25 protein-coding genes are annotated in these 20,938 nt (G+C 49.3%); 18 read left to right on the plus strand and 7 right to left on the minus strand.

Features of this window, described 5'->3' with window-relative positions; translation table 11 throughout:
* Positions 1 to 54: 54 nt before the first annotated feature.
* Positions 55 to 1,122, plus strand: a complete 1,068-nt coding sequence (locus AN963_RS05075; protein ID WP_055743444.1) for an undecaprenyldiphospho-muramoylpentapeptide beta-N-acetylglucosaminyltransferase — start codon at positions 55 to 57, stop codon at positions 1,120 to 1,122.
* An 80-nt stretch (positions 1,123 to 1,202) separates the two neighbouring features.
* Entirely contained in the window at positions 1,203 to 2,033 is an 831-nt protein-coding gene (locus AN963_RS05080; RefSeq protein ID WP_055743445.1) for a lipoate--protein ligase family protein, read from the plus strand.
* Between the two features lie 73 nt (positions 2,034 to 2,106).
* Here AN963_RS05080 and dat read toward each other — a convergent pair whose 3' ends face one another.
* Positions 2,107 to 2,958, minus strand: coding sequence for a D-amino-acid transaminase (gene dat / locus AN963_RS05085; protein WP_055743446.1), 852 nt, complete (start codon positions 2,956 to 2,958; stop codon positions 2,107 to 2,109).
* A gap of 425 nt (positions 2,959 to 3,383) precedes the next feature.
* On the opposite strand from dat, the gene AN963_RS05090 reads away from it, so the two are divergent.
* The gene (locus AN963_RS05090; RefSeq protein WP_055743447.1) at positions 3,384 to 4,733 is read left to right on the plus strand and encodes a M28 family peptidase; all 1,350 of its coding nucleotides are present in this window, start codon (positions 3,384 to 3,386) and stop codon (positions 4,731 to 4,733) included.
* Between the two features lie 252 nt (positions 4,734 to 4,985).
* Positions 4,986 to 6,545: a PAS domain-containing sensor histidine kinase gene (locus AN963_RS05095; RefSeq protein ID WP_055743448.1), complete on the plus strand. Its 1,560-nt coding sequence runs from the start codon at positions 4,986 to 4,988 to the stop codon at positions 6,543 to 6,545.
* A 53-nt stretch (positions 6,546 to 6,598) separates the two neighbouring features.
* Here the strand turns inward: AN963_RS05095 and AN963_RS05100 are convergent, their stop codons facing one another.
* Positions 6,599 to 7,612: a V-type ATP synthase subunit I domain-containing protein gene (locus AN963_RS05100; protein ID WP_055743449.1), complete on the minus strand. Its 1,014-nt coding sequence runs from the start codon at positions 7,610 to 7,612 to the stop codon at positions 6,599 to 6,601.
* Between the two features lie 157 nt (positions 7,613 to 7,769).
* Here AN963_RS05100 and AN963_RS05105 point away from each other — a divergent pair, with 157 nt between their 5' ends.
* The 3 genes from AN963_RS05105 to AN963_RS05115 all read left to right on the plus strand — a co-directional run bounded on the left by AN963_RS05105 (position 7,770) and on the right by AN963_RS05115 (position 10,002).
* Positions 7,770 to 8,333 carry an NADPH-dependent FMN reductase gene (locus tag AN963_RS05105; protein ID WP_055743450.1) on the plus strand — a complete coding sequence of 188 codons (564 nt, stop codon included), beginning with the start codon at positions 7,770 to 7,772 and terminating at the stop codon, positions 8,331 to 8,333.
* 192 nt (positions 8,334 to 8,525) lie between these two features.
* A complete protein-coding gene (mntR, locus tag AN963_RS05110) occupies positions 8,526 to 8,954 on the plus strand; it encodes a transcriptional regulator MntR (protein WP_055743451.1) in 429 nt (142 codons plus the stop codon).
* Positions 8,955 to 9,072: 118 nt separating this feature from the next.
* Entirely contained in the window at positions 9,073 to 10,002 is a 930-nt protein-coding gene (locus AN963_RS05115; protein WP_055743452.1) for a patatin-like phospholipase family protein, read from the plus strand.
* 61 nt (positions 10,003 to 10,063) lie between these two features.
* On the opposite strand, the gene AN963_RS05120 is transcribed toward AN963_RS05115, so the two are convergent.
* Together AN963_RS05120 and AN963_RS05125 are read right to left on the minus strand one after the other, a co-directional pair.
* The gene (locus AN963_RS05120; protein ID WP_055743453.1) at positions 10,064 to 10,417 is read right to left on the minus strand and encodes a hypothetical protein; all 354 of its coding nucleotides are present in this window, start codon (positions 10,415 to 10,417) and stop codon (positions 10,064 to 10,066) included.
* A gap of 45 nt (positions 10,418 to 10,462) precedes the next feature.
* On the minus strand, positions 10,463 to 11,398 hold the full coding sequence (locus tag AN963_RS05125) for a DUF1385 domain-containing protein (RefSeq protein ID WP_055743454.1): 936 nt from the start codon (positions 11,396 to 11,398) through the stop codon (positions 10,463 to 10,465).
* A gap of 139 nt (positions 11,399 to 11,537) precedes the next feature.
* Here AN963_RS05125 and AN963_RS05130 point away from each other — a divergent pair, with 139 nt between their 5' ends.
* From AN963_RS05130 to efp, 4 genes are all read left to right on the plus strand, one after another.
* Positions 11,538 to 12,029, plus strand: a complete 492-nt coding sequence (locus tag AN963_RS05130) for a YqhR family membrane protein (RefSeq protein WP_055743455.1) — start codon at positions 11,538 to 11,540, stop codon at positions 12,027 to 12,029.
* A 176-nt stretch (positions 12,030 to 12,205) separates the two neighbouring features.
* Positions 12,206 to 12,646, plus strand: a complete 441-nt coding sequence (aroQ, locus tag AN963_RS05135; protein WP_055743456.1) for a type II 3-dehydroquinate dehydratase — start codon at positions 12,206 to 12,208, stop codon at positions 12,644 to 12,646.
* Positions 12,647 to 12,683: 37 nt separating this feature from the next.
* Complete coding sequence (locus AN963_RS05140; RefSeq protein ID WP_055743457.1) at positions 12,684 to 13,754, plus strand: M24 family metallopeptidase; 1,071 nt, start codon at positions 12,684 to 12,686, stop codon at positions 13,752 to 13,754.
* A gap of 41 nt (positions 13,755 to 13,795) precedes the next feature.
* The gene (efp, locus tag AN963_RS05145; protein ID WP_055743458.1) at positions 13,796 to 14,353 is read left to right on the plus strand and encodes an elongation factor P; all 558 of its coding nucleotides are present in this window, start codon (positions 13,796 to 13,798) and stop codon (positions 14,351 to 14,353) included.
* Positions 14,354 to 14,419: 66 nt separating this feature from the next.
* Here efp and AN963_RS05150 read toward each other — a convergent pair whose 3' ends face one another.
* Genes AN963_RS05150 through comA form a run of 3 tightly spaced genes read right to left on the minus strand, consistent with a single transcriptional unit; the run spans position 14,420 to position 16,449 of the window.
* Entirely contained in the window at positions 14,420 to 14,881 is a 462-nt protein-coding gene (locus tag AN963_RS05150; protein WP_055744455.1) for a DUF441 domain-containing protein, read from the minus strand.
* A 39-nt stretch (positions 14,882 to 14,920) separates the two neighbouring features.
* On the minus strand, positions 14,921 to 15,637 hold the full coding sequence (locus AN963_RS05155) for a 2-phosphosulfolactate phosphatase (RefSeq protein ID WP_055743459.1): 717 nt from the start codon (positions 15,635 to 15,637) through the stop codon (positions 14,921 to 14,923).
* Entirely contained in the window at positions 15,628 to 16,449 is an 822-nt protein-coding gene (gene comA, locus AN963_RS05160; RefSeq protein ID WP_055743460.1) for a phosphosulfolactate synthase, read from the minus strand. The genes AN963_RS05155 and comA overlap by 10 nt, the downstream gene beginning before the upstream one ends.
* Before the next feature lie 152 nt (positions 16,450 to 16,601).
* Between comA and AN963_RS05165 the strand changes: the two genes are divergently transcribed.
* The 7 genes from AN963_RS05165 to spoIIIAE all read left to right on the plus strand — a co-directional run bounded on the left by AN963_RS05165 (position 16,602) and on the right by spoIIIAE (position 20,938).
* A complete protein-coding gene (locus tag AN963_RS05165; RefSeq protein WP_055743461.1) occupies positions 16,602 to 16,865 on the plus strand; it encodes a YqhV family protein in 264 nt (87 codons plus the stop codon).
* 79 nt (positions 16,866 to 16,944) lie between these two features.
* Positions 16,945 to 17,445, plus strand: a complete 501-nt coding sequence (locus AN963_RS05170) for a CD1247 N-terminal domain-containing protein (protein ID WP_330218815.1) — start codon at positions 16,945 to 16,947, stop codon at positions 17,443 to 17,445.
* 199 nt (positions 17,446 to 17,644) lie between these two features.
* Entirely contained in the window at positions 17,645 to 18,607 is a 963-nt protein-coding gene (gene spoIIIAA, locus AN963_RS05175; RefSeq protein ID WP_055743463.1) for a stage III sporulation protein AA, read from the plus strand.
* Positions 18,595 to 19,113: a stage III sporulation protein SpoIIIAB gene (gene spoIIIAB / locus AN963_RS05180; RefSeq protein WP_055743464.1), complete on the plus strand. Its 519-nt coding sequence runs from the start codon at positions 18,595 to 18,597 to the stop codon at positions 19,111 to 19,113. The genes spoIIIAA and spoIIIAB overlap by 13 nt, the downstream gene beginning before the upstream one ends.
* A gap of 16 nt (positions 19,114 to 19,129) precedes the next feature.
* Complete coding sequence (gene spoIIIAC, locus AN963_RS05185) at positions 19,130 to 19,333, plus strand: stage III sporulation protein AC (RefSeq protein WP_055743465.1); 204 nt, start codon at positions 19,130 to 19,132, stop codon at positions 19,331 to 19,333.
* Between the two features lie 13 nt (positions 19,334 to 19,346).
* Positions 19,347 to 19,736 (plus strand): stage III sporulation protein AD, encoded by a 390-nt coding sequence (gene spoIIIAD / locus AN963_RS05190; RefSeq protein ID WP_005827266.1) that lies wholly within the window; start codon positions 19,347 to 19,349, stop codon positions 19,734 to 19,736.
* Between the two features lie 11 nt (positions 19,737 to 19,747).
* Complete coding sequence (gene spoIIIAE / locus AN963_RS05195) at positions 19,748 to 20,938, plus strand: stage III sporulation protein AE (RefSeq protein ID WP_407922529.1); 1,191 nt, start codon at positions 19,748 to 19,750, stop codon at positions 20,936 to 20,938.

Raw genomic sequence — 20,938 nt, forward strand, 5'->3', positions numbered from 1 at the left:
GGCGGTTTTTCTTTCCCGTTGATGATATGATGGAGGGAAGCAGGGGGTGTCGGGATGAAAAAGCGAATTGTCTTTACTGGCGGTGGATCGGCAGGACATGTGACGGTTAATCTCGCCTTGATTCCTCATTTTCTGGAGGCAGGTTGGGAAGTCGCCTATATCGGCTCGACGAACGGAATTGAAAAGGAGCTGGTCGGGGTACTGGCTAGCGTTCGATATGTAGGAATCTCATCTGGCAAGCTTCGCCGTTATTTCGACTGGAAAAACGTCACGGACCCGTTCCGCGTCACGAAAGGAATCTGGGAGGCTTTTCGCTTTTTACGCGCATGGAAACCGGATATCATTTTTTCCAAGGGCGGGTTTGTCTCCGTTCCAGTCGTACTGGGAGGCTGGATGAATCGTCTGCCAGTCGTGATACATGAATCCGACCTGACTCCGGGATTGGCCAATCGCTTATCAGTTCCATTTGCCAGTAAAGTTTGTGTCACCTTTCCGGAAACCGTCCATCGTCTACCGGCATCAAAAGGCGTCTATGTAGGGGCTGTGATCCGTTCTGAGCTGCTGAATGGATCGCGGGAGAGTGGAATCTCCCAGTGCGGATTTACGCCACGAAAGCCCGTTCTGCTCGTCATGGGTGGCAGTCTGGGAGCTCGTCGGATCAATGAAGTGGTACGAAGCCAGCTGCAGGCTTTGCTCACTGATTATCAGGTCGTTCACATCTGCGGGAAAGGTCAACGGGACGAATCACTTCAGCAAGCCGGTTATCGGCAGTATGAGTATGTCACAGACGAAATGCCCGATTTGCTGGCGATGGCGGACCTGGTCGTGTCTCGTGCTGGCTCCAATGCGATCTTTGAATGCCTCGCACTACGCAAACCCATGCTGCTGATTCCGTTATCTAAAACAGCGAGTCGTGGTGATCAGATATTGAATGCACGTTCCTTTGAAAAGAGAGGCTTTTGCGAGGTGCTATTGGAGGAGGATTTATCGGATACGACATTTTTGCAAGCTCTGAAAAAACTACGAGAAAATCGATCCGATCTGTTGCGTTGTATGAAAGAGGATACACAGGCAGATGCGCTGACTCAGGTCATATCCCTCCTCAAGAATACGGCGAGCTGAACAATTAACCCATCCGGGTCTTGCCGATCCTCGCACGGGAAGGCTACAATGAATGCGTTGTGAAAGAGGAGGTACATAGGATGGAACAGTGGCGTTATATTGTGACGGAAGCAATGTCTCCCGCGATGAATATGGCAGTGGATGAGGCTATCTTGCAATTGCACAGCGAAGGCAAGGTACCGCCGACTGTCCGTTTTTACACTTGGAATCCGGCCACACTGTCAATCGGATATTTTCAAAAGGCGATTAAGGAAATCAATATGGATGCGTTGAGAGAAAGCGGCTTAGGTTTTGTCCGCCGAGCAACAGGTGGGCGCGCCGTTCTTCACGACAAAGAACTCACCTATAGCGTCATCGTGTCAGAAGAGCACCCTAATATGCCATCCAGCGTGACAGAGGCATACAAGACCATTAGTCTGGGGCTACTACACGGTTTTCAAAACCTGGGACTGAAGGCAGAAATGGTGTCTTTGGCGAGTGAAGAGGAGAAGGAAAAGTACAGCTCTCCTGGGTCGTCTGCTTGCTTTGATTCGCCGTCATGGTATGAGCTGGTTGTCGAAGGGAAAAAGGTAGCTGGTAGTGCACAAACTAGACAAAAGGGCGTAATTCTCCAACACGGCTCCATCCTGCTGGACATGGATGTGGAGATGTTGTTCTCCCTATTGAATTTCCCGTCCGAGCGTGTCAAACAACGGATGATCGATAGCTTCCGCCAAAAAGCAGTTACGATTAATGAAGTCAGTTCTCGTCCAATCGGTCTGCAGGAAGCGATCGATGCATTTGGGCGAGGCTTCGCATCCGGTCTGGAAGTCGAGTTGGTTCCTTCTGAACTCACGGAGGAAGAACGGACGTTGGCAGAAGAACTTGTCCGCACGCGATATTCCACAGAAGAATGGAATTTGCGGCGCTAGAACATGAAATAGCAATTATATAGAAAAGCTCCCGAGGTCATTAGTAGTGACCATGGGAGCTTTTGATTTATGGTTATACGAGTACACTGGCGTTGATATGTTGTTCAAACAGCTCTTGCAGTTTTAATGAAACAGGTCCGACTGTTCCCTCTCCGACAGGTTGACCATCGACGGAAACCAGAGGCATGATCTCTGCGGTTGTACTAGTCAAGAACACTTCATCCGCTTGCTTCAGGAAGTCAGTCGTAAAAGCTTCCTCGTTTACCGTGATCCCATTTTCTTTGGCCAGATCGATGACGACCTTACGCGTAATGCCGTTCAGGATCAAATGATCAGCCGGGTGTGTGTAGAGCGCACCGTTTTTCACTGCGAAAAGGTTGGCAGAACTACACTCTGTAACAATACCGTCGCGGTGCAGAATCGAATCCTGTGCACCTTTGTCTTTTGCATACTGTTTCACCAGTACCGCTCCAAGCAGGTTGAGCGTTTTGATGTCGCAACGAAGCCAGCGGATGTCTTCGATTAGTTGAGCGGATTGCCCCTTTTTCATGTCAGCTAAGGGGCGAGCTTTGTGTCGTGCAAAGCCCATGATGACAGGCTTGCTCTCAGCTGGGATATCGTGAACGCGAGGAGAGACACCGCGTGAAACTTGCAGATAAAGAGTCGCGTCATCGTTCTCAGTGATGTTGTTTTTCTCCATCAATTGGTGTGCCAAAGTGCTCAGCTCCTCAGCGCTCCACGGCAGTTCCATTTTGATTTCGCGGGCACTTCTGTACAAGCGGGTGAGATGGGCATCCCATTGATACATCTTGCCTTTGTAAATGCGTACGACCTCATAGATCCCGTCACCAAAGTTGTATCCGCGATCTTCAGGATGTACGGCAGCTTCCCCTTCTTCTACCCATTTTCCACCAACATACAGCATGGTGAGTCCTCCTTCATTCATTCCAAGAATAATGATGACAGGTATCGTTTGCTCGAACAATCTGCAATTGCCCTACTTCCGTACCATTGTCTGAAATATCCGCTAGTTCCAACGGTTTCTGAATCAACCTTAGCAAATCGTCAGAAAAGGGTCAATTTGAAAGTAGCAAAAAGGCTATCAATTATTTAACAGATCCTGGCTGCTTCTATAAAGAAATCGAATCCTGAAATAGATTTCCCAAAAACCCACCAATCGACGGTATTTCTGTTTCGACAGAAGACAAAAGGGAGATGGGGCAGAAGGACAACTAAAGCTGTCGTCCGCTGGCGTGGGATGAAAGTATTTGACTAACTATTCTGACTAGACGCTGTTCGCTAGCGAGGCCCATAATAATAAGGCAAAGAGGACGTAAGGAGGGAAAGCCCATGCGACTGTTACGTCATTACTCGCTACCTGCATTACTAGCATGTGGGATGTTGCTACTGCCGTTGCCCTTCTTTGCGGAGGCAAATGCCCAGACGACGCAGGAATGGATCGATCAAGATACGTTATACCAACACGTTGAGAAATTGGCACGCACACCGCGACCTCCTGCTACTGAGACCGAGTTTGCCGCTGCAGTCTATGTGGAAAACCAGCTACGCGCATACGGCTACCAGACAGCATTGCAACCGTTTTACTATTACACCTATCGTCAACCATCTACGCTCGCCCTCTCTGTCGAAGGCTGGAGGGGATCAGCGTGGAACGTGCGCGGCTTTACATACGGACCGAATGGAATAGGAACAGGGGAAATTGTGGAGAGTGGGCTCGGTACAGCGGCAGATTTTCAAGACGGGAAAGCTCGGGGGAAAATCGCATTGGTCAAGAGAGGTTCTACGACATTTGCTGAAAAAGTACGGCAAGCAACAGCTGCGGGCGCAGTGGCAGTCATTGTATGGAACGATCGAGACGATACGAGCAAAGCGACCCTAGGCGAGCCTCTAGATATGTCTGTTCCGGTCATCTCGCTTTCCAAGGAGCAAGGGGATCGACTGCATGAACAAGTCAAAAAAGGGGTAGTGAAGGCAACGATCAAAGTGGACGGAGGCTTGACGACTCGACAAACCTCCTACAATATCATCGCAACAAAAAAAACGGATTCACCCAGCACAGGTCAGATCGTTTTGGTAACAGCTCATCACGACACCGCAGCCAAATCAGCCGGCGCAAATAACGGAGCTTCCGGGGTAGCAGTTTTACTAGAGGTTGCGAGAATGCTCTCAGACAAAAAAAGCGATACCGAGATCAGACTAGTTAGCTTTGGAGCTACGTCGTCCGGGGAAAAAGGACCGGCTGCGTTTGTGGAAGAACTCTCGGATGCAGATCGAAAGAATATGATTGCGGCATTCTGTTTGGATGCGGTGGGTAGTCAAGATGCGGGAGCCCTCACGGTAACGAGTGAGTCAGGTACAAAAAACTTGCCGGTGAGCCTGGCAGAAGCCAGTGGTGCAGTCTTTTCCACCGTTTGGAATGATCGCGTAGATGCGAGCGCAGATCATAGTCCGCTCGCTGCCGCGGGGATCCCTGCTGGACTTTTGACGAGAGCTCCGGCTGATACGTGGAGGGACCAGCCAGAAGATACGATCGAAAAGATCAGCAAGGAGCGGTTGCTGGAAGCTGTTGAAGTCGTTTACTCTGCCGTAACACAGATCTCGGATCCAGCGTCTCCGGCCTATTCGCCTAACACAGCAAACAAACCGAGTGGTAAGCAACCAACAGAAGTAGTGCAATAGAGTGGAGAGAGCGTTCCTGGCTACAGGATCGCTTTTTTCTTTAGAGCAAAAGAGGAATTGTTGTCGGATTGTGTCGAATAACTAGGAATGGTCACAATTTAGGAAAAGTCGTATAATTTTTAGGAATCCTAAAAAATGTTTCAAACCTTTATCGATTAAGAATGATTGAAAATTTGAAATATACGATCCATCCATGCAAGACTTCACTTACCTGTATGAATGTGCGAACACCAAAGATTTGTGGAGGTTGTAATGAATCCCATCGGTAATCAGGCACTTTCCATCCTCACTCTATTTCTGACAGGCTGGATACCCTTCGCTTTGTCAATCATCTGTTTGTTTTATTGGAGACGACGAGCATCCCTTGAAAAGAAGCAGATCGCTGCAGAATTACTAGAGACGAAAGAACTGCTGGACGCTCTGCTACAACAATCCTCGGATGCAGTGACGATTACAGACACAAAAGGGAAAGTCGAGCGGATGAATCAGGCAGCAGTCAAGCTGTTTGGCTACACAGAAGAGATGCTAATGGGCAAGACTCTGCCACATATCCCAGACGAGGAGAAAGAAGAGATTTGTAACACCTTTGCGCAAGTGGTGAACGGCAGATCATTCCATGGATGCGAGACGAGACGTATTCATCACGATGGATCGACAGTCCCTATTACCTTGTCTTTGACACCTGTCTTAAATGCTGAAGGTCAGGTTGTTCGCATTATTAGCTGTTCCCGTGATATGACGGAGCACAGAATGATCGAAAAAGAGTTAAAGGCGACCCATGCGAATTATCGTTTAATCACGGAAAACATGAGTGACATGATATTCGTGTATAAAAAAGATGGCCCAGTACTATACGTCTCTGCTTCACATACCAAGCAACTTGGTTATCCCATTCATGAATTTTTGGGAATGAGCGGTCTTGAACAGGCGAGCTTGATTCATCCAGATGACATGGAGTTGGTCACCAGCTTGTTTGGCAGAGATTGGACAGACGAAAACGAGACGACGGTAGTGTATCGACTCCGACACCGCGATGGTCATTGGGTCAGTGTAGAGTCGCGCTACAAACCGATCAGAGATGAGGAAGGCCATGTCGATAGCGTCATGATCGTCTCTCGCGATGTGTCTGAGATTATGGAAACAAAAGAATTGCTTCGTCAGTCAGACAAGCTGTCCGCGATTGGCCAGCTTGCGGCAGGTATCGCACATGAGATCCGCAATCCGCTTACTTCCTTGCGAGGATTTGTTCAGCTGCTCCAAGCATCGATGGCAGATCAGCGCTATTGTGAGATCATGCTCTCCGAATTGGATCGGATCAATTTTATCGTTACAGAGCTCCTTGTGCTGGCTAAACCGCAGGGAATGAAATTTTTGAAAAAAAATCCGGGGCAGATCGTTCAAAATGTGGTCTCTTTACTTGAGAGTCAGGCGAACATGAACAATGTCATCTTCCATGTGAACATGGACTCGCAGCTTCCCATGATATCGTGTGATGAAAATCAATTGAAGCAGGTCTTCATTAATATTTGCAAGAATGCGATCGAGGCTTTGCCAGAAGGAGGAGAAGTCTTCGTAGAGGGAAAAACGTTGATGGACTCCCGCATTCAGATCAGCATTCGCGATACAGGCTGTGGGATCGAGCCTAACCGTTTGCCTCGCTTGGGCGAACCCTTCTACACAACTAAAGAAAATGGAACAGGGCTCGGCTTGATGGTCAGTTATCGTATATTGGAAGACCACGGGGGAAGCTTTTCCATTGAAAGTGAGCGAGATAAGGGAACGACTGTACATATTACATTGCCGGTTCGGTAAGGCAAAGAAATCAATGAAATCCCCTGGAGACATCTCGTCCAGGGGTTGGTGATTCAAGGGAGCTGGCGTTTCCAAACAAAGCGAATCAACAAACATAACCCGCAATACGTCGCTCCACTGGCGATGACGGGAACACTCCAGGATACTGCAAATGGGAGCAAGGCAAACAAGGAGAGTAAAACCATCATGACCAGAATGAGCGGAACTAGGTGCAAATCATGGCGATCTACGACAGGCAAGGCGAGTGCGTAAATAATCGCAGCGATCATGATGCCACTATGCAGGAGAGAGAGTATCGCAAGTAACCAGCCGCCGAGAGGGAATAGCTGCTGCAGGATGAGCTGGATAGGTGTCTCCGATGCGTGAATATCATGCCAGTAGGCTAACAGAATGGCCTGCCCGATGATCAGTACGATAAAGAATAACAGGGAGCCAGCTCCTATACCGATGCGGATTGATAGGGCGCTGGGCAAGTTGTTTACGAGCGGAATGGTCACGACAAGGCAGAGTAAAAAGTGCAGCCCTATATACAGCAAGGCATGGAGGATCCAATTCAGATTCATTTGATATCCGAGATTGGGTATGGGGACATGCTGCTGTTCGATAAAAATCAATCCAAACATCAAAAAGCCGATTGCCAACGAAATCGCAGCTCCTGAAAAGATCCAGCCCCAACCGTTTTTCATCCAGACGATGGCGACGAGGAGAGGGAGTAGAACAAAGAGGATGGAGTAAGAGCCATCGGCCATTTGCATGGCATGTTGTCCAGTAATCACGCCTACATAAGCCAAGATAAAAAAATGGGTGAGCACGGAGAGGCTGGGTCCGAAGGCTTCGCCAAACCAGTACAAAAAAAGCTCGTGCAAGGAACGGATCCCGACACGGTGGCAATCGTTCAGCACGGAATAGCCAAACCATCCGAGTGCGATACTGGTGAGCACGGCTCCGATTGTCCCCCACGAACCAAAATAGGCGAAAAAGCGTAGCCACTCATATCCGCCCAGGTACGTCCCTCCGAGTGCAGCCCCTGCAAAAAGAACGGCGATCTGCCAAGCGCCTTTGTCCATAGGCATCATCCTTATTTCCAACTTGGTACAAGTGTATGAGGGAATAGGGCTTGTTCAGAACTGGGGATACTAAACAAACATTTTAGTTTACTAATTATATAAAATTGGATATAATGGGAATACCAGTAAGTAAAGGACGAAGAAGAGGTGAGCATTAATGAAAATTGTAGGGATATCGGGGAGTATGAATACAGATTCAACGACGAAACAGGCAGTGCGCATTGTATTGGAGGCTGCGAAGTCAGCTGGTGCTGACATCGAGTTGATCCATCTCGCAGAATGGAAAATGCCTCTTTATGACGATCGAGAGGATACCTCGACCTATCCGGAAATCGTGCATCGCTTTATAAAGACAATCTCTGAAGCAGACGGTCTGGTCATCGGTTCACCAGAGTATCACGGTACACTCACAGGCGCTCTAAAAAACAGCTTGGACTTTTTGGAGGGGCGGCATTTGCGAGATAAGCAGGTGGCGATTATCGGGGTTGCTGGTGGAAGCATGGGTGCTACCAATACGGTGAATACACTGCAAGTTATCATGCGCAACTTGCACGCATGGTCACTACCAGCCAGTCCAAGTATCCCAAACGCGTACAATGCGTTTACGCCAGAAGGTAAATTGAAGGACGAGCGTCTGCAAGCCCGTATGGAGTTATTGGGGAAACAACTTGTTCAATACGTCCATTCCATGAACCCAAAAACGGAAAAACAAGTCCACTAGTTCAGGTTCCACTTGCAAATGGTTTTCATTACACGGTATTATATTTCTACGTGCTTTTTTGTACTATCACAAAGTAAAAACATTTTAGAGACGATAGTATAAGAAAAACGAAGGCTTTCGCTATTGGATTTGGCGATAAGCCAAGTTTTTCTAAGGACGTCAGAAATACGGTTTGGGAAATGAGGGGTTCACATGCCGACGCCGAGTATGGAAGACTATTTGGAACGCATTTACAGCTTAATTGAAGAAAAGGGCTATGCTCGTGTCTCCGATATTGCTGAAGCGTTGGAAGTACATCCCTCTTCGGTTACGAAGATGGTACAAAAGCTGGACAAAGACAAGTATCTTGTCTATGAAAAATATCGTGGTCTGGTTTTGACAACAAAAGGGAAAAAGATCGGGAAACGTCTCGTGGATCGTCATAGCCTGCTGGAGGAATTCATGCGGGTGATAGGCGTGGATGAGGAACATATTTATCAGGACGTCGAAGGGATCGAACACCATTTGAGCTGGGAGTCGATCACTTGCTTGGAATACTTGGTCCAATACTTCCAGTCAGATCCAAACCGGATGGAAGAACTGCGGAGAATCCGTCAGGAAGACGAGCAAAAAGAAGAATAGAGGGCAACAGATCAAAGCGCAAGCCAAACAGGCTTGCGTTTTTTTTCGGCGTAAGGGATTAGCTATCGCCCTATATTTGATAAGGAGGCAGAATCTACAGTCACAGGAGGCGATCAGGATGAAAGCGGACGCGGTCTTTGAAGGTGGCGGAGTAAAGGGGATCGCTTTTATCGGAGCCTTGCAAGTCATGGAGGATCATGGATACACCTGGGAAAAGGTCGCGGGGACGTCGGCTGGCTCCATTGTAGCGGCGTTATTGAGTGCTGGTTATAGTAGTCGAGAGCTGAAGCCGATTTTTGAAGAGATGGATTACTTGTGCTTTTTGCAGCGAAAAGGATTTGGGCGTCTTCCGGTTGTTGGCCCAGTGTTTGAACTAATGGTGCACGAAGGTATTTTTCGTGGGGATCGGCTCGAATTGTTCATCGAGGACCTTCTACAGCGGAAAGGAGTTCGCACGTTCGGTGATTTGCCCCGAGAAAAACTGCGAATCGTAGCCTCCGATGTCACGGCAGGTAAAATGCTGGTGCTACCCGATGACTTGCCCCGGTACGACGTCGCTCCTGAGAGCTTTCCAATTGCTAGAGCGGTTCGCATGTCATCCTCGATTCCTTACTTTTTTCAGCCTGCCATTTTGCAAAGCGAGAGTAAACCGCATTATATCGTAGACGGGGCTCTTCTCAGCAACTACCCTGTATGGCTCTTTGACGTACCGGGTGTCCCGCAGTGGCCGACGATAGGCTTTCGGCTGCATGACAATAAAGTCGCTTCAGAGGAGGCTTCCATCACAGGTCTCTTCTCCTTTACACGTGGCTTGCTGGTGACTATGCTGGATGCGCACGACAGACTCTATGTAGAAAAGTCAAACGCCGTACGAACCATTTTTATCAATACACTAGGGGTGCGGGCCACGCAGTTTCAGATGCCTCTCGAGCTCCGACAGCAATTGTTCACTTCCGGGGAGGATTCAGCACATCGTTTTCTGAAAACATGGAATTTTGAAGATTACGTAAAAGTATTCCGGACTACTTCTCCGAAATACCTCGTGTAAAAAAGGAGGTGCACAAAAAAACAGGCAGCCAGCACGGGCAACCTGTTTCTTTGTTTTAGCCTCAATGAGAGATGTTGTTGTGTGAATTTTGGTCGTTTTGCTTTTGCTTGGACTTTCCTTTTTTGCCATCGATGACTCGAAACGGATGATCTTTTCTAGGGGATTGCGTTTGTTTCTTGGCCGCTTGCCGCAACGTTGGCGGTTTGGGCTTCGGCGGCTTCGGCTTGCGAGGCCCGTTGTTGCTACGTGGGAAAAAGGCTCCCATTCGCAAGTAATTCCGCACCACCAAAAAAAGAACGACGGACAGCCCCAGAATGATCAACGTATTCACAGGGTCTTCGATAAACGTCAACAGAAAACCGTAAATCGCTAGCAACATCACAATCAAAATCACTGGTGGAATGCGGCGTAACATAGGGCCTCACCTCAATGGGATTCAAAAATGCCTCACGTTATCACGTTATCCTGTCGTTACCATTCTCTCTTGTGCTTGCTTCTGGTCAAGCTCACGCATTTTTTGGAAAGAAGCGATTGCGACTTCCACCTGATGGTCCTCTGGCTCACGAGTTGTGATTTTTTGCAACCACAGACCAGGATAGCCGAGGAAGCGAAGCACAGGTGTGTCACGGAGCTTGTTCGTCCATTGCAATACTTCATAGGAAACACCCATGACAAGTGGCAAGAGAACGATGCGTTGTACTACCCGTTCCGTGAGTGAGTCATACGGAAACAGGGAGTAAATGACTACGCCTACGAACACCGTGAATATGAGAAAACTGCTACCGCAACGATAGTGCAGTGTGGAAAATTTTTGCACATTTGCTACTGTTAATTCTACCCCGGACTCGAAGGCGTTAATCACTTTATGCTCCGCTCCGTGGTATTGAAATAGCCTTTTAATAATCGGTGCCTTTGCGATCGCCGTAATGTAGCTCAGGAGCAGGATGATCTTGATGCCACCCTCAGCAAGTGTTTGTGGAACACCGTCCGGCACCCATTTTCCCAAAAGGAATTCTGCCAGGAATACAGGAACGAGCGTAAAGACGAATTTACCAAACAAAAAAGACAAGACGCCGACGAGAGCGACACCTAGAATCATCTGTAGTTTGGAAGGACCTTCCGACACTTCTTCTCCAGATTCAGAGTTGTAGCGTTCAGAGGCGAAGTTGAGATGTTTGGCCCCATTCGCGCTAGCTTCAATCAGTCCAACGACCCCACGCACGAACGGAATCTTTTTCAAGGGAGTAATCCATTTATATTCCGTACGGGGGGCTTCAAAATACTCAATTTCTTGATTTTTTTTCCGAACAGCCGTAACGGTTATGCTTTTGCCACCGAACATGACGCCTTCGATGACCGCCTGACCACCGTAGTTAGGTACGATTTGTTGCGACAACTTGAATCACCATCCTTATTCCCTATATTAACGGAAATAGAGCCTTGAAGCTACAAGCAGTTCATGGCCGAGTCGGGCAAATGTCAACAATTAGTGAAAATCAGCCGCAAAGCACATACTAGTGGTGAGGTGATCACTAGTGGAAGCGACGAAAGCACGGAAAGGTTTCAGGGGGTTGCGACCTAGGCATCAGGAAAATCAGCAGCAACAGCAATCGAGCAGAAATCCCTCAAAAAAGATTTTGGAAGTCGCTTTTTGGGGGATGGTCTTTTGGGGAATTGTTCGCTTAATGATTCATTTCCTGAATCTCACGCCGTATGGACTGGGTTCCTTCGCGCGTCCGATTCTGTCCGGCATCGAGGAAAACACGGCAGCTGCCATCGGACTGGGTGCTGGGTTTCTGTTTATAGAAACGTTGATTGTGACTACGTTATTTTCCATTCTGTTTGGAAAGGCTCGCGTGTGGTGGAGTGGGTTGGTTTTAGGTGTCGTGATGCTGGGCGTAGCAGGATTTTTCTTTCGGATCGGGAATTGGGAGGTGGACACGTTAAGCACGGAAGCAGCCTGGTATCTGTCATACGGTCTGTTTATCGGGATGACGTTGATGCTTGAGGAGTCAGACGAGGAATAAAACGGTTTAGCGAGAGCGTTTGGGTGGCAACGCCCATTCTCGAACGGGTAAGTGCGAATGTTGGGAATCTTGGCAGAAAGCGTGGATCTTTTATAGGAAGTCAGCATGTCTTGTGGTAAAATGTTTCATTAGTAAAAAAACTTTTTATGAAGAAACCTACCTGGGAGGGATGAACGATGGCTTCCGTTCTGTTGCTAAATGGACCCAATCTCAATTTATTGGGGACGCGGGAACCCGGAGTATATGGAAGTGAAACGCTCGAAGACTTGGTCACAAACCTGAATAAGGTGATGGAAGAGCTGGGCGGCAGTCTAGAGCATCTTCAGTCCAACCACGAAGGTGTGCTGATCGACGCGATTCATCGGGCAAAAGGCGTACATGATGGAATCTTGATCAATCCAGGCGCATTTACTCACTACAGCTACGCGCTTCGTGACGCTTTCGCGAGCATTGCGCTGCCTACCGTCGAAGTACATATCTCAAATATTCATGCAAGAGAAGAGTTCCGCCATCATTCTGTCATTGCACCGGTAGTCATCGGGCAAGTAGTCGGTTTGGGTATGGATGGGTACGAGTGGGCATTGCGCGCCCTCGTGCGTAAAATCGAGAAAAAATAAACCAATCAGGTTGTTATAGGAAGGGGAGGATGTTGTCATGCAACAACGTCTGGACAAATTACGTGAGGCTTTGGCGAATCTGGGTGCAGATGCACTGATCACGGAGAAAGCGGAGAACCGCTTTTATTTTAGTGGGTTCACTGGCTCTACGGGTTGGGTGGTCGTCACTGAAAAAGAAGCATTCCTGGTAACAGATTTCCGTTATGTTGAGCAAGCAGGGGAGCAGGCTCCTCATTTCACGATTGTCAATAACGAGCGCAAGGCAACCGAAGCTATTGCGAAGCTGTTGAATGAAAAAGGAGTAAAACGACTGGCATTTGAAAGCTCTGTTTCTTTTAATACTCACCTGGAATGGAGTAAAGCTTTTGAAGGCGTGGAGCTCGTCGCGACGAACGGTCTGCTCGAGAAAATTCGAATGTTTAAGGATGAATCCGAAATGGTTATCATCCGAGAAGCCGTTCGTATCGCAGAAGCCGGTTTTGAGCATATTCAAAGCTATATCAAGCCGGGCGTGCGGGAAGAAGATGTAGCGTTGGAATTGGAGTTCTTCATGCGCAAGCAAGGCGCGTCCGGCTCTGCTTTTGACATGATCGTAGCCTCTGGGCCACGCGGTGCTTTGCCACACGGTCGAGCGAGTGAAAAAGTCATTCAAGCTGGCGAAATGGTTACCCTTGACTTTGGGGCGGCTTACAAAGGCTACAACTCAGACATTACTCGCACCTTATCTGTAGGGGAACCAAGCCCGAAAATGAAAGAAATCTACGACATCGTTCTGCGTGCTCAAATCGCAGGGGTGGAGGCGTTGAAGCCAGGTGTGACTGCGAAAGCGGCAGATGCTGCGACACGTGACATCATTACTGCAGCGGGCTACGGGGATTGCTATGGTCACAGCGCAGGTCACGGTCTCGGAATAGAAGTGCATGAGCTGCCAGGACTCTCTACCGTGAGCACTTTTGTTTTGGAGCCGGGCATGCTGGTAACGATGGAGCCAGGGATTTATGTGAGTGGGTTGGGAGGCGTTCGGATCGAGGATGACGTCCTGATCACAGCTGGTGGACACGAGGTTCTGAACAAGTCTACGAAAGAGTTGATCATTTTGCCGGTGTAATTTATACTTATTCTGTTATCGATTGATTTGGGAGGACTACCATGATCTCTGTGAATGATTTTCGGACAGGTTTGACGATCGAAGTGGACGGCAATATCTTTACGGTTCTTGAGTTTCAACACGTGAAACCGGGTAAAGGTGCTGCGTTCGTTCGCTCCAAACTGCGTAACCTGCGTAGTGGTAATACCACTGAAATGACCTTCCGTGGCGGCGAAAAAGTAAATCCTGCGCGGATTGAATCCAACACCATGCAATACTTGTATGCAAGTGGCGATGAGTACACTTTCATGAATACCGAAACGTATGAGCAAATGACGTTCACTCACAAACAAATTGAGCGTGAACTGCGTTTCCTAAAAGAAAACATGAACGTACAAATCATGCAGTACAACGGCGAAACCATTGGAATTCAACTGCCAAATACAGTTGAGCTCGTGGTAACCGAGTGTGAGCCAGGCGTAAAAGGCGATACCGCTTCCAACGTAACGAAAAAAGCTACTCTGGAAACAGGTTTTGTCGTGAACGTGCCACTCTTCGTAGAAGAAGGCGAGCGTCTCATCATCGATACTCGTTCCGAAGCTTACGTATCTCGCGCTTAATAGCTGCGGGTAAGAAAAAAGGCAGTACCCACAAACGGGTGCTGCCTTTTTTTATTGTAGAGAACCTTAACGACCTCCCAGCCATTCCCACAGCTTTAGGACGAACGCCGTAATGCCGGCAGCCATGAGTGGCCCAACGGGAATGCCTCGCAAAAAGACGATGCCGATAATCGAACCGATGACTAATCCCACGATCATATGAGGCTCGGTGCGTAGTAAGTCGAGACCTTTCCCGTTCATCCACGTTGCGATGGCACCACCAGCGAGCGCCGTTAAACCGATGACTGTGGTAAAGAGGGGCGCCACGTCTTTCCACGATATTTTTTCACTGGCGAATGGAACGAGCACCGAGATGGTCAAAAAGAGCAATCCCAACTCAAGTCCTCGCCTTTCAACCGTTGGGAAAAAGCGTTCCAGCGCCGTAAGCTTCAATACCAAAAGGATGCTCGCGGCAGTCGCAATGATCGGTGAACGGCCAATTAACCCTATGACGATCAGGATGACGAGCATCACTTCTCCAGACATCATTGGCATCATCAAAACCCCTGTCCCTGTTCTCCTTTCACTTTATGAGACAAGGTGTGGGAGTATTCGTTTCTCCTTGATGTACGGGACAATCCGATACTGATCGATCTTTGCGCAGTACTGAACATCATTGGTGAAATGGTGCTGGATCAACCGCTTTCCTGTGGTCGTCTGCGGCAACAGCTCTCCGATTTTGTCGGCAAAGTAGAGGTAGCTCGCTTTTAATGCTTCGCCAAGGTCACAGACTTGAAAATGCGAAGACATTTTTTGCGCCTGGACGATCATGAGTCCGGCTGCCAAGCCATCTTCTAGGGCAAATTCAGAACGGGTTCCGGCACAGTAGAGCGTGATGTCCAAATGAAAGGTAAGGGCGTAGGTCATGCAAGCTGTAGCGTTGAGAAAGCAGCCGATAAGTAGAGACGTAGCGCGTTCTGCTTTTTGAATGGCACGGGTTCCGTTGGTAGTCGTCAGGATCAACTGGTTCCCTGTCTTTTCACAGGCTGCAATTTCGGTGGGAGAATTATTGTAATCAAAGTCGGGTATCTTCCGACAGTGTCGCTCGCCAGCCAGGATGCAATCGGCAGTACGAAAGGAATTGGCCTGGCCGATGGTCTCGACGGGAATAACGGTAGAAAAACCATTGCCCAGAGCCGTCACGATGGTACTGGACGCACGCAGCACATCAATCACGATAACGACGTGGTTGCTGATTTGATCAAACCGGATTTCCTCCACGGTCGATACGACTTCTATTCGCAAGGGGCTGACCTCCCTGCCTCCATGATGGCAGCGGTATCGCCTCGCAAGCCCCGCCGCAATGTTTCCACGGACAAGACATCCTGATAGCAGACATTTCCGAGATTGACGTCATTGCCCAACGCACAGATTAGACTGACTTGTTGTTCCTTTTGAGGGGCTTCCCAGATCAATTTACTGGCTTTGTCACCAGCGGTTCTAACAATATCGAGGACAAACTGGTCATCGGCACGACCATCTTTGTCAAAAATGCCGACCGTCCCACTTTCACGCGCTTCTACAATCACGTGACTCGCACCTGCGTCGAGATCGGCATGTAAGGTCTCCAACAGTTCTTCGCGTTCTGCACGATAATCCGAAGCCTTTTTACCGACCTCGGTATAGACCACCAACCCGGCTTCTACTCCGGCAATGATGGCATCCCGACGCTGCTTATGGCTGAGCGGGAAGGTCCCGTCGGATATTTCCACGGCGTTAAATCCTGAGGACACAATGTGGTTCAAATAATCCAAGACAGGTGATTGTCGCAGTGCAACCTCAAAGAAGGTGCCACCCGGCATGATATGCAACCCGTACTGGACGGCCAGACTCAATTTTTGTTTCAGGATCGAAGGGGTGTAGAGGGCAGACGTTCCAAAGCCTAATTTGTATATGTCGAAATAGGGGGCGGCCATTTCCAGTAAATCACGATAGGCGGTCAGTCCAACGCCTTTGTCAATGACCATCGTTAATCCCTTGTCGCGCGGTTTTTCTCGCTTGTACCCGGATGGATTTGCCCAATTGGCGAGCAGCAAGGGATGGTCGGAGTCTAGCATAGGCTGTTTCCTCATTTCTTCTAGGCGGTATGGTTCAGTGTATGCCTCAAATGGAGCAGGAGTGAGCCTAGTGCCCATAGGCGATCGCCCAGTCTTTAAGTGCTGAATGAAGCAGGTACAAGCATAGAGTGGAAAGAGGGGGGACGAGGAGCATGTGGGAAAAAGCGATAGTGGGAATGGCGGCGCTAAGAATATTATCAGGCAGTATCGAAATCTTAGCTGCTCTGTTGATCTTGAAAGTGAATGAAGTGGAAAAGGCCTTGGTGATCAATTCTGGACTGGCGATTGTAGGACCCATTGTATTGATCACGACCACAACAATCGGGCTGCTCGGGATGTCAGACCGTATCAGCTATGCCAAAATTGCCTGGATCTTGGTCGGAATTTCTTGCATTTTAATTGGAGTTCGTAAATAACATCGGAAAATCCAGTTCCTTCCACTGGTAGAATCGCACATCTCTGGGAACGATAGAGGAGAGTGTACTAGAGGAGGGGATGGCCTTGCTGGAAACGTTGACAGAGCGGATTTCGTATCTGCGTGGTCTGGCTGACGGACTGGATGTGACTGAGAAAAGCGCAGAAGGCAAATTGCTCGCAGAGATCGTGGGAATTCTCGATGAAATGCAAGTGGAGTTCCGCGAGCTACATACGCGTATCGAGGAAACAGAGGATTACCTTGAGGCGATCGACGAAGATCTGGAGGATGTCGAGCTGTTCTTGTTAGAGAATGAGGAGGAGCTGTACGCAACGGTCACGGATTGTGATGACAGCGATGATACCGAATATGCGACGTACTATGATCTGGATGATGACGAAGATGCCAATGTGTACGAGACTATGGACGATGAACATTTGGAGACGAGCTACGAATTCGCATGTCCATCGTGCCATGAAATGATATTCTTACACGAAGGTGTCGATGAGGACGGATACTATCACTTTATTATCGAGCCCTACCAGAACGAATCAGAGATTCAGGCGATCAATCCTACTTGAACAAGTCGTGGATGGTTGACTGATCACGAGCCTGCCCCTTGTGTACGAAGCAAAGGGCAGGTTTTTTTCTGTCAGGATGATCTGGGAGGCTCGGTTCTACTTTTTAGCATAAATCTCGTCCGACACTGCATAGGATGGAGGTAAGTCAATGTGGACAAAGGCTGGATGAACATCTGGCCACAAAAGGAGGGTATTAGCTGTGAGAGAGATTATGGCGATCTTGCCGGCTTCCGTACGAAGCATTCTGAGCGCCCTTCCCTCCGCGGTCAGAGAGCATCTGGAGGAAATACGGCTACGGCAAAATCAGCCACTAGAAATTCGCTACGGCCAGCAGTCCAGTTACGTGACACCGAGCGGGCAGCTCACCTCCATCGCCAGGCAAGGCTGGGTGTTTACCGAAGAAAATGCGGTCAAGCTACTTAATCAGGTAAGCCAGCATTCGCTCTACGCCCTAGAGGAAGAGCTGAAGCGAGGGTACATCACTGTGGTCGGTGGTCACCGGATTGGCATTGCGGGAAAAGTCGTATTGGATGGAGGAGAAGTAAAGGGGATACGGGATGTGACCAGCTTCAACATCCGCATCGCTCGCGAAAAAAAGGGCGCTGCTCTCAAGGTCATGCCGTACTTGTTTGAGGCTGGAAAGCTGCTCAATACCCTGATCATCTCTCCGCCACAGTGCGGGAAAACGACGCTGCTGCGTGACATGGCTCGATCCATTAGCTACGGCAGTGAGTGGTCCTCGAGTCGCAAGGTGGGGATTGTGGACGAGCGTTCTGAGCTGGCAGGTTGCCTGCAGGGCGTGCCACAACGCGATGTCGGACCTCGCACAGATGTGCTGGATGCTTGTCCGAAAGCAGCGGGTATGATGATGCTCATCCGTTCGATGTCTCCTGATGTGCTGATCGTGGACGAGGTGGGGCGCTCGGAGGATGGGGACGCCGTCTGGGAAGCAATCCACGCAGGTGTCGCGGTGATCTGCTCTGCACATGGAGCGGATGTGTCCGAGGTGGCACAAAGGCCCATGTTAGGCAAGCTGATCAAGCATGGCGCCTTCTCGCGTTATATCGTACTCAGCCGTGCCAAAGGCGTTGGTACCATCCAGGCCATCTACGACCAACAACTGAATCTGGTGGAAAAGGAGAAGGTGGCATGGTCAAGCTGATTGGAGCAGTGCTCATCCTGTTTTCCGCTTCTATGGTCGGCTGGCAGATCGGAAGGTATTACGCGTATCGGCCGATCCAACTGAGGGCCTTGCTCGTCGCTCTGCAGATGCTGGAGACAGAAATTGTTTACGGCTTGACACCACTGCATCGTGCCTTTGTCAAGGTAGGAAACCGAGTGACCGAAGATGTCGGCAAAATGTTTCTCATGGCAGCAGAACTGCTTGTGACGGAGAAGGCACAATCCGCAGAAGAGTCGCTGCGCCAGGCGATGAGCCAACACTGGTCACACACAGCGCTGCGCAAGCAAGAGGGAGACGTCCTGGCAAGTCTGGGGCAGGTCCTCGGTTCATCCGATAGGGAGGATCAGCAAAAGCATTTGCGGCTGGCGGTCACCCATTTGCGGGGACTGGAGGAAGAAGCGCGTGTCGAGCAGGTGAAATACGAAAAAATGTACAAAAGTCTTGGGTTTTTGGGTGGACTGCTGGTCGTCATCCTGATGTTCTAAAGGCGAGGTGTTCACAGTGGGTTTTGATTTGACACCTGTTTTCCAGATCGGAGCGGTAGGATTCATAACAGCGATCCTGCATGCCATCCTCAAGCAGGCAGGCAAGGAAGAAATCGCGCATTGGGCTACGCTGGTAGGGTTTGTCATCGTTTTGTACATGGTGTCCCACTACATCGGCGACTTGTTTACCGAGGTGAAACGCGTCTTCCTGTTCAACTGAGGAGGGAAGGCAAATGGAAATCGTACAAATCGTCGGGCTCGGGCTGGTGGCGACGATTCTCGCGCTGGTCATCAAAGAGCAAAAGCCGATGTTCGCTTTCTTGCTGGCGATCGCGAGCGGCGTCATCATCTTTTACTTTCTAGTAGGAAAAATTGCCGAAGTGATTCGAATCCTCGAACGGTTAGCTGTTCAGGCGGATTTGAACCTCGTATTTCTGGAGACGATACTCAAAATAATTGGAATTGCCTATATCGCTGAATTCGGTGCTCAAATGACCCGGGATGCTGGACAAGGAGCAATCGCCTCGAAGATTGAGCTGGCAGGTAAAGTCCTCATTTTGGTCATGGCAGTACCGATCATCCAGATCATCATCGAAACCGTGATCGACTTGTTGCCTGCGTGAAGGGAGGTTGGGTGTCCGTGGGTCGTTCCAGCAAAATAATCATTTTGATGCTGCTGTTTCTGTTTTTGCCGATAGGAGCCGTATCTGCTGCGCAGACACCAACTTCCGGACCGATTAATCAGCTGGTCCAACAACAGGTAGACCATTTGCAGCTGGAGCGTGTGGAGCAGTACTGGCAACAGCTCCAGCGCGAGTACAAGGGCTACCTACCAGACCTCAAATCGCCGGGCTTTATTCAACTGCTGATGCAACAAGGGGATTTCAGTTTTTCTGGCGTGCTGAAAGGGATGGGCAAGTTCGTCTTTCACGAAATTCTGATGAATGGCAAGCTGCTCAGCTCCATCATTATCATTACGGTTTTCGCCATGATTTTGGAAACGATGCAGAATGCCTTTGAAAGAAACGCAGTTTCGACGGTCGCTTATTCCATCGCGTATCTGGTGCTGATGGTGCTCGCAATCAACAGCTTTCACCTCGCCATTTCTTACGCCAAGGAAGCGATCACCGACATGTCCGATTTCATGCTGGCGATGATTCCACTCGTAATCGCTCTCCTGGCATCCATGGGCAATCTGGCTACCGCGACTATGTTTCATCCGCTCATTATCTTCATGATTAATATAAGCGGCATGATGATCTCTTACGTGGTGTTCCCGATGCTCTTTCTCTCGGCAATGCTGTCGATTGTCAGCCTGTTTTCGGAAAGATACAAAGTAACTCAGCTGGCGACACTCTTGCGCAATATCGCGATGGGCGTACTCGGATCGTTTCTCACCATTTTCCTGGCGGTCATCTCCATCCAGGGAGCGACCTCGGCCGTTACGGACGGAGTCACATTGCGAACGGCGAAGTACATCACAGGGAATTTTATCCCCATTGTCGGGAGGGTGTTCTCGGATGCTGCTGATACCGTTCTTTCCGCCTCTTTGTTAGTCAAAAACGCCGTTGGTTTGGCTGGAGTCGTCATCTTGATCATCCTGTGCGCCTTTCCAGCCTTGAAGATCCTTGTACTGGCTCTGATCTACAATCTTTCGTCCGCCGTGCTGCAGCCATTAGGGAACAGTCCTATCATCAGCGCGCTCGGAACGATCGGCAAAAGTCTCTTGTTCGTCTTCGCCGCGCTGGCAACGGTGGGACTCATGTTCTTTCTGGCGATTACCATCATTATTGCAGCGGGCAATATCTCCATGATGGTTCGGTAG

This window comes from Brevibacillus choshinensis (assembly GCF_001420695.1).
Lineage (GTDB): Bacteria > Bacillota > Bacilli > Brevibacillales > Brevibacillaceae > Brevibacillus > Brevibacillus choshinensis.

Excerpts from the sequence above, each read along its gene's own strand:
- AN963_RS05075 (WP_055743444.1), top strand. The coding sequence starts at position 55 with ATGAAAAAGCGAATTGTCTTTACTGGCGGTGGATCGGCAGGACATGTG.
- AN963_RS05080 (WP_055743445.1), top strand. The coding sequence starts at position 1,203 with ATGGAACAGTGGCGTTATATTGTGACGGAAGCAATGTCTCCCGCGATG.
- dat (WP_055743446.1), bottom strand. The coding sequence starts at position 2,958 with ATGCTGTATGTTGGTGGAAAATGGGTAGAAGAAGGGGAAGCTGCCGTA.
- AN963_RS05090 (WP_055743447.1), top strand. The coding sequence starts at position 3,384 with ATGCGACTGTTACGTCATTACTCGCTACCTGCATTACTAGCATGTGGG.
- AN963_RS05095 (WP_055743448.1), top strand. The coding sequence starts at position 4,986 with ATGAATCCCATCGGTAATCAGGCACTTTCCATCCTCACTCTATTTCTG.
- AN963_RS05100 (WP_055743449.1), bottom strand. The coding sequence starts at position 7,612 with ATGGACAAAGGCGCTTGGCAGATCGCCGTTCTTTTTGCAGGGGCTGCA.
- AN963_RS05105 (WP_055743450.1), top strand. The coding sequence starts at position 7,770 with ATGAAAATTGTAGGGATATCGGGGAGTATGAATACAGATTCAACGACG.
- mntR (WP_055743451.1), top strand. The coding sequence starts at position 8,526 with ATGCCGACGCCGAGTATGGAAGACTATTTGGAACGCATTTACAGCTTA.
- AN963_RS05115 (WP_055743452.1), top strand. The coding sequence starts at position 9,073 with ATGAAAGCGGACGCGGTCTTTGAAGGTGGCGGAGTAAAGGGGATCGCT.
- AN963_RS05120 (WP_055743453.1), bottom strand. The coding sequence starts at position 10,417 with ATGTTACGCCGCATTCCACCAGTGATTTTGATTGTGATGTTGCTAGCG.
- aroQ (WP_055743456.1), top strand. The coding sequence starts at position 12,206 with ATGGCTTCCGTTCTGTTGCTAAATGGACCCAATCTCAATTTATTGGGG.
- AN963_RS05140 (WP_055743457.1), top strand. The coding sequence starts at position 12,684 with ATGCAACAACGTCTGGACAAATTACGTGAGGCTTTGGCGAATCTGGGT.
- efp (WP_055743458.1), top strand. The coding sequence starts at position 13,796 with ATGATCTCTGTGAATGATTTTCGGACAGGTTTGACGATCGAAGTGGAC.
- AN963_RS05150 (WP_055744455.1), bottom strand. The coding sequence starts at position 14,881 with ATGATGTCTGGAGAAGTGATGCTCGTCATCCTGATCGTCATAGGGTTA.
- comA (WP_055743460.1), bottom strand. The coding sequence starts at position 16,449 with ATGCTAGACTCCGACCATCCCTTGCTGCTCGCCAATTGGGCAAATCCA.
- AN963_RS05165 (WP_055743461.1), top strand. The coding sequence starts at position 16,602 with ATGTGGGAAAAAGCGATAGTGGGAATGGCGGCGCTAAGAATATTATCA.
- AN963_RS05170 (WP_330218815.1), top strand. The coding sequence starts at position 16,945 with ATGGCCTTGCTGGAAACGTTGACAGAGCGGATTTCGTATCTGCGTGGT.
- spoIIIAB (WP_055743464.1), top strand. The coding sequence starts at position 18,595 with ATGGTCAAGCTGATTGGAGCAGTGCTCATCCTGTTTTCCGCTTCTATG.
- spoIIIAD (WP_005827266.1), top strand. The coding sequence starts at position 19,347 with ATGGAAATCGTACAAATCGTCGGGCTCGGGCTGGTGGCGACGATTCTC.